This window comes from Pediococcus parvulus, from assembly GCF_007990205.1.
Lineage (GTDB): Bacteria > Bacillota > Bacilli > Lactobacillales > Lactobacillaceae > Pediococcus > Pediococcus parvulus.
Genome location: NZ_BJWE01000076.1, coordinates 1 through 3,447 on the forward strand (window position 1 = coordinate 1; position 3,447 = coordinate 3,447).

The window sequence follows — 3,447 nt, forward strand, 5'->3', positions numbered from 1 at the left end:
AAAATAATCAGCACCGAACGTGTAGGCCCTTTTTGGATAACGCAAAAAGACACCTACTCAGTGTCCATGCTATGCTTGTTAGCGTCGAAACCAAAAGCAAGCGAGGTTATGAGTAAATGTCCCAATACGATCCTACACTGTCCGTCCTTGGAATACCAGACCATAATATCAAAGTAGCCTTTGTTCGTCATGAATATCGCGGCAAGGGGGTACGTCGCCGCCAGTATCATGTGATTGATGCCGAGCTGACTTACCGGTTAACCCGGTGCCCACTGTGTGGCTTTGAGGCCTTGCACCCTAACGGGTTTTACACGGCCCACGTGCGCGTCCTCAATGGGGTTGAAATGCCGACAGTCATTGACTTGTACAAGCAACGATGGCGCTGTCATAACTGTTACCACACAATCAATGCCAAGACGCCGCTCGTGCAACCCAACCACACGATCGCCGCTCACATGACAGAGCGAATCATGAAGTTAGCGCATGAACGGTTGCCAGTCAAAACCATCGCCCGTATTATCGGAATCTCAGCCTCCTCGGTTCAACGGATCATTGACCAAAATCTCAAACTCCGACCGGCTCGCCGGCTACCCACGCGACTCTGCTTTGATGAGTTCCGTTCCACTCATGGCATGATGTCGTTTATCTGTCTTGATGCCGATTATCGGAATCGTTGTTGCTTATCTAGCAGTTGCGCTAACTGACCACGAAATTCATCGCTATGATGTTGGATGTTCGTCAAGTCGTGACTCATTTGAACGGTGTAGTCAGCGACTTCGCCGTGTTCGCCTTGATCGAGTCCGAGTTCTTCCTCTTGTTCGTCAACGCGCATTCTGATGACTCGTTTCAATAGTACGATAATGACGATGCAAACGATGGTAGTAAAGCCAATGGTAAAGATCGTTGCTAATAGCTGTAATCCGAATAATTTAAAGCCGCCACCATAGAAAAGACCGTTTAGAGAAATTGAGTTATTAACGGCTTTGCTAGCGAATAGCCCAGTCATGATACTGCCGACCATGCCGGAAACACCGTGGCATCCAAAGGCATCGAGTGCATCATCGATACCTAAGCGTGGTTTGATGAACGTAATGAAGCCGTAACTAGTTAATGTGGCGATAAGGCCAATCCAAAAGGCACCAGAAATGGTGACGTAGCCACAAGCAGGTGTAATCGCAACGAGACCACAAAGGGTACCGGTGCAGACACCGACTAGGGTTGGTTTGCCCTTGGTTAGCATATCAACGACCATCCACGTCATCATGGAAGTGGCGGTGGCAACGGTCGTGGTTAAGAAGGCTTGGATGGCGATGTCGTTCATGGCAAGCGCCGAACCGGCATTGAAACCGTACCAGCCGATCCATAAAATAGCGGTCCCCAGCAATACCCATAAGATGTTATAGTGCTGGGTCATATCCTTGCCATACTTGTGGCGGGCACCTAAGAATACTGATAAGACTAAAGCGGTGATACCGGCATTGATGTGAACGACGGTACCACCAGCGAAATCGATGACGCCAAGTTTAGCTAATAAACCGTTATCCCAAACCATATGAACCATTGGATAGTAGATGAGGAGTGACCAGAAGATGATGAAGGTTAATAAGAATTTAAAACGGATACGGCCGACCACTGCGCCAACAAATAGTGCTGGCGTGATAATGGCAAACATCATTTGAAAGATGAGATATAAACCGTTGGGAATCTTTGTCGCGGTAAGCGCGGTCAAGTCCACACCATGTAACCAAGTGGCTTTGAGATTACCGACAAAGCCACCTAAATCACCGGAAAAAGATAGTGAATAACCGAATGTGAGCCATAACAAGATTGCTAAGCCACAAATCATGAAGACGGATAACATGGTGTTAACGACATTCCGTTCGGAAACTAAGCCACCGTAGAAAAATGCTAATCCGGGCGTCATAAATAATACCAATATACTAGATAACACTAAAAACGTTGAATTTGCAGCGTTCATACTCCCAACCCCTATCCATACCATTTGATGTTATAAATTATAACATTGATTATTGAGTGACGCACTCTTTTTTTGTGTTTAGGTTAAATATTAAACTTACAAACGGGCTTTAGTGTCATTATGGAACTGTTGATGTCAGGTTTTGTGACGCAAAACTATTGAAAACTTGAGTGGACTCCTTGTAAATTCTTAGCAAAAGCCGGTCAAGGTTGCTTATTGGCAGAAATGTAGGAAGTGACTTCCAAGAGTGGTCGCGATTAGTTCGGTAATGAAAATAATTAGGCAATGGGGGGCAAGTGATTAATTATCTTAAACTAATTAGGGAAATTGGTAACTATAGTGCGTGCTATTGCTTAAGAAAATGATGATATGAAAGGTGAGGCGCTTTCAGCAATTGACCATTACTAACTAGAGCAGTAAGGTTATCACCACATAAATTAAAAGACGATGAGATTATTACATAACGTCTTAATAATTAAAACGGGGGTTCAGCTTATGCGAAAATATGCGATTATTGGGGTCGGCCACGTTGGGGCGACCATTGCTTATACATTAGTTTGTAAAGGAATTGCGGATGAATTAGTCTTGATTGATACTAATGCGGCTAAAGCTCGCGCAGAGCAATTAGATTTACAAGACGCTCAAGCCCGTTTAGATAGTCGAACGATTATTAAAATCAATGACTATCATGAATTAGACGACACGGATATTTTATTTGTTACTAGCGGCAACATTCACGCGTTAGACCATGCTTTCGGTAACCGATGGGCTGAATTTGAATATACGAAGCAAATCGTTCAAGATATCGCTCCGAAAGTTAAAGCAACCAAATTTAATGGCGTGGTCATCGATACAATGAATCCGTGAGACGCAATTACTCACTATTTCCAACGTGCAACGGGATTAACACGCCAACAGGTCTTTGGGACTGGGACTTTCTTGGATACGGCGCGTATGCAAAAGGTTGTCGCAGAAGCCTTCGACTGTGATCCAAAAAACATTAGCGGGTATGTTTACGGTGAACACGGCGAATCACAATTCAGCGCGTGGTCAACGGTTCAGGTTAACGGTATTCCAATTACATCCTTGGTTGATAAGTATCATTTGGACTTAGATGCACTTGAGGCAGCTGCACGCCATGGTGGCTGGGCGGTTCATTCTGGTAAGGGTTATACCAGTTTTGCCATTGCCACTTGCGCGGTTAAATTAAGTGAAGCGGTCTTTGCAAATGCTCGCTTAGCATGCCCGGTCTCTGCGTATAGTGAGACCTTTTGGACGTATGTTGGTCAGCCAGCAATCATTGGCAAAGATGGAGTCGAGAGTGTGACGACGCTTGCTCTGACTGCTGATGAACAAGCTAAGTTCCGTAATTCAGCGGACACGATTATCGAGAAATTCCACGCCTTTGATGACGTCTTAAGGTAGATTGCAAATTTAATCCGAATTTTTGGACAAATTTGTCAGCATAG

Annotated in this window: 1 protein-coding gene and 2 pseudogenes; 2 read left to right on the plus strand and 1 reads right to left on the minus strand. The window is 44.8% G+C overall.

Annotated elements, in window-relative coordinates:
- Window positions 1–116: 116 nt before the first annotated feature.
- A pseudogene (locus PPA04_RS09265) lies at window positions 117–662 on the plus strand (transposase family protein); the annotation flags it as partial.
- Here the strand turns inward: PPA04_RS09265 and PPA04_RS09270 are convergent.
- Window positions 662–1,978 carry an ammonium transporter gene (locus tag PPA04_RS09270; RefSeq protein ID WP_057785052.1) on the minus strand — a complete coding sequence of 439 codons (1,317 nt, stop codon included), beginning with the start codon at window positions 1,976–1,978 and terminating at the stop codon, window positions 662–664. The pseudogene PPA04_RS09265 and the gene PPA04_RS09270 sit on opposite strands and share 1 nt — an antisense overlap.
- Window positions 1,979–2,473: 495 nt before the next feature.
- On the opposite strand from PPA04_RS09270, the pseudogene PPA04_RS09275 reads away from it, so the two are divergent.
- A pseudogene (locus PPA04_RS09275) lies at window positions 2,474–3,403 on the plus strand (L-lactate dehydrogenase).
- Window positions 3,404–3,447: the final 44 nt, after the last annotated feature.

Coding starts and splice junctions, on each gene's coding strand:
- PPA04_RS09270 (WP_057785052.1), bottom strand. CDS start 1,978: ATGAACGCTGCAAATTCAACGTTTTTAGTGTTATCTAGTATATTGGTA.